The sequence below is a fragment of the Allorhizocola rhizosphaerae genome, from assembly GCF_003426775.1.
In the GTDB taxonomy this organism is placed as follows: Bacteria; Actinomycetota; Actinomycetes; order Mycobacteriales; family Micromonosporaceae; genus Allorhizocola; species Allorhizocola rhizosphaerae.
Genome location: NZ_QJUG01000414.1, coordinates 1 through 3,207, shown reverse-complemented (window position 1 = coordinate 3,207; position 3,207 = coordinate 1). Strand labels below are relative to the sequence as shown.

General features: G+C 68.9%; 5 protein-coding genes. All 5 read right to left on the bottom strand.

What is annotated here, in order from left to right; genetic code table 11:
* A partial coding sequence (locus DM816_RS41155; protein ID WP_211589081.1) for an RNA polymerase sigma factor occupies nucleotides 1-470 on the bottom strand: 470 nt, incomplete at its 3' end.
* A 170-nt stretch (nucleotides 471-640) separates the two neighbouring features.
* Nucleotides 641-919: a hypothetical protein gene (locus DM816_RS41150; RefSeq protein ID WP_117215848.1), complete on the bottom strand. Its 279-nt coding sequence runs from the start codon at nucleotides 917-919 to the stop codon at nucleotides 641-643.
* A 46-nt stretch (nucleotides 920-965) separates the two neighbouring features.
* Nucleotides 966-1,268, bottom strand: a complete 303-nt coding sequence (locus DM816_RS41145; protein WP_162908397.1) for a hypothetical protein — start codon at nucleotides 1,266-1,268, stop codon at nucleotides 966-968.
* A 20-nt stretch (nucleotides 1,269-1,288) separates the two neighbouring features.
* On the bottom strand, nucleotides 1,289-1,747 hold the full coding sequence (locus tag DM816_RS41140; RefSeq protein WP_162908396.1) for a hypothetical protein: 459 nt from the start codon (nucleotides 1,745-1,747) through the stop codon (nucleotides 1,289-1,291).
* A 342-nt stretch (nucleotides 1,748-2,089) separates the two neighbouring features.
* Nucleotides 2,090-2,758 (bottom strand): hypothetical protein, encoded by a 669-nt coding sequence (locus tag DM816_RS41135; protein WP_117215845.1) that lies wholly within the window; start codon nucleotides 2,756-2,758, stop codon nucleotides 2,090-2,092.
* Between the last annotated feature and the right edge of the window lie 449 nt (nucleotides 2,759-3,207).

Below are 3,207 nucleotides of genomic sequence, written 5' to 3'. Positions count from 1 at the left end.
CGCTGGTCCGGGGTGAGCCGGGCCATGGCGTGCACGAAGGTGACTCGGCCGGGCCGGCGCTGCGGCTCGGCGAAGCCGGTCGAGGCGGTGGCGTGGCGGCGGGCGTGCTCGTGCAGGGTGTAGGCGGCGCGGGTGTAGCGGCGCCGCGACCAGTCGTGGCGAGTGCGTGCCTTGGCGGCCTGGATGATGAACCAGCCGCGGACGTCGAGCAGCGCGTGCGGCAGCTCCTCCAGCGCCCCGGTGAACGCGTCCTGCACCAGATCCGGGATCGCGTCGCGGTCGCGGTCGCGCATGCGCACGGCGATGTAGCGGGTCACCGCGTCGTGGAAGGTGCGGTACAGGTCGGCGAAGGCGTCGCGGTCGCCGTGCTGGGCGCGGTGCAGCAGCGCCAAGACCTCTGGGTTGACTTGCGGGTGCCGGCGCGTTCTCGGGCCGGGCTTGTTCGCCAGGCTGGTGTGGTTGGTGCTCACGGATTCCTCCCTGTGCGGGTTGTGGATGGAAATCCGGGCACGGCTTTCGGCCGTGCCCGGAAGATGCGCAAGTGGTTGCGCGATCCGGCCGGGCGCGGCCGGGAAACTGTGGTGCGAGCTGGCTGACCGGCAGAAGCCGCCGCGAAGGGCGGGCTACCGGCCGGAGCGGACTAGTGCCGTGGCGGGTGCGCGTTCTTGTCGGCGCGCAACATCGCGAGAAGCTCGTCGGGGATGACGGCGTAGGGATCGACGGCGACCAGGACATCGGTGGGGTCGAGGATCGTTTCGTCGATGCCCAGGCGCACCGCGTCCGGCTCGTTGTCGGGGTCGGTCACCGGGTCCCAGGAGAAGTCGAGCACGGTGGCGTAGAAGTTGCGGTGCGGGTTCCAGCCGACCTGGATGGTGTACCGCTCGCAGCCGGGTTTGGGTGTGAGGGTGTATTGGCTCATCCGCCTGTCTGTCCTTCCGATTCGGTTTGTGTGGATGGGGTTTTGGTCAGGGCAGGTGCACGATGTGGGTAGCGCCGTCTTGGGCGATCACTCGTAGCGCGCCGTCGTCGTGGGCGAGACCGATCAGGGTCGCCATCGCGCGGAGGCTGTTGTTGATCGCGTCGGTCTTGTTGTCGCCGGAGGCGGCCATGATCGTGGTGAGCGCGGTGGCGGCGCGCGCGTTCGCGTTGAACGTGATGCGGGTCAGTCCGACCCCCGTGGCATCTGCCGCTGGTTCGGTGTCGTTGTCTGTGGTCATCTGGTCTCCAACAGGGGCGACGGCGCGCGTCCGGTCGCGGACACGCGCCATCGCATGACGGGTAGGGGGTGCTACTTCGCGGCGGAGCGCAGGGTCAGGTGTGCCTCCTTGAGGCGACCGGCGCAGACCTCGCCGCTGGCACCGGCGGCGCAGAGGCTGTCGATGACGGTCTTGACGGTTTCGGTGGGCAGGTCGGCTAGGCCGGGGAAAGTGCGCTTGTCGGCGTGTTCGGCGAGCTTCTGGATGGTCTGAGTCAGGTGGGCCAGCAGGAGGTTCAGGCCGTGCGCGAGCTGGGCCAGCTCGATCAGGCTGTGGCGCCGGGCGTTGTAGGTCATTTCGTCGTTGAGATGCTCGGCGGCGAGCAGGGCCATGTAGGTGGCCGCGGCCGTCTGGGTCGGGCTGAATTCGCCCTCGTCGCTGAACAGCTGCGCGATGGCGCTGATCGCGGCCTCGACGGTGTCCATCTGCGCCACCTTGGGCAGTTCGCCGAAGTAGTCGCCGTCTGTGAGGTACCAGGCCGGTGTGAGCATGTTGATCTCCTCCAGGACATGAAGAAAGGCGGCCACCGGGTTGGTGACCGCCGTGCAAAAAGGGGATGGGCTAGCCCGCCCAGGCGAAAGGGTGCCGGGCGTGCGGAGTATGCGGTGATGATCTGACCGGGGTGAGCGCGGCCGACCGCGAGCGGTGGGCGTGGTGCCCTCACCGGAAGGGGGCAGATCAAGCACGGGATAGAAAGAAGTAGAGGTATCCAGGCTACGGCCGCAGGCGACCGCGAAGGCGTTTCTGTCAGGTTCGGTGACCTGGCACGACCTGACACCGCTGCTCAGCGACCTGACCGGCCTCGTGCGACGGCTGCGGTTGCGGTGACGCGGCTACCGATCGCGCAGGCGTCGGCGGCGGCCGGTCAGGGTGGCCTTGGGGCACACGAATATCTGGCGGGCCGTCCGATCGGGCGTGGCCGCGCTGTCGGGCGCGGGCCGGTAGCGTGCCCGGCGCACCGCGCGGACGAGCACGCCCGGTGTCACCAGGACGAGCGCCGCCGCCAGACGGCGGCCGTGCGCACCATCGCCATAGGTGGCCACCATCAGCAACGCGGTCCCGGCGAAGGCGGCGACATCGACCGCGAGAAGCGCCGCCTGAGTAGGCAGTGACAGGCGGCGGGCGTCAGCGAAGAAGGTCCGCAAGCGGACCGCCTGCCAGATCGACTCGGTGACCATGTGCGACAGCCACAAGATGAACATCAACCCGGCTGCTCCGATCAACGTGGCGAACGATTCGCCCAGCGCCGCCAGTAGGCAGCCGATTGCGGCGAGGAACACCAGCGGCCCGATCCACCGGTCACGGGCCTCGATTAGGTCGCCGAACAGCAGCGACAATGCCGTCAGCCAGAACCCGGCCGCCGCAGCGACGGCCAGGACCAGGCCGGTCGGGGCGGCGCTGCTTGCGTATGTGGTCACGGCCATGAACGTGACGAGGAACGCCAAGCCGTTGGCGACGCTGTAGGTGTTGCGTTCACCGAGTGTCAATACGTGGAAGTCCATGTCTTCTCCTTGATGTGCGGCAGCGCGGCCCGCATGTGGCCACGGCCGCGCTAAGGGTGGGAAGGGTGCGAAGAAGCCAGACCGCGAGACGTGGCTACCGGGTTTGGCAGCCACGTCTCGCCGTCCGGTTGTGCGGCCGTGAATGGGCGGCTCGGCAATGGGCCAAGTCCGTGATCATGGTCCCGCTCGGGGTCCCGCTGCCCGCTCGGTGCAGCGGGACCGTTAGCGGGACTCGCCGCGCCGAAGCGGTATCTGATCAACTTTGCGGTCCCGCTTCAGCGGGACCATGATCATCTGATCTTGGTGGTGCGGGACTCGGCAGCGGGACTGGTCCCGCACAGCGGTGGGCGGGTGCGGGACCGAACGGGACCCACGGGCGGCGATACCGCGCCGCCAGCTCGCCGGAGAACGCGCGGGCGGGACGTGGCTGCTTAGCCACGTCCCGCCCG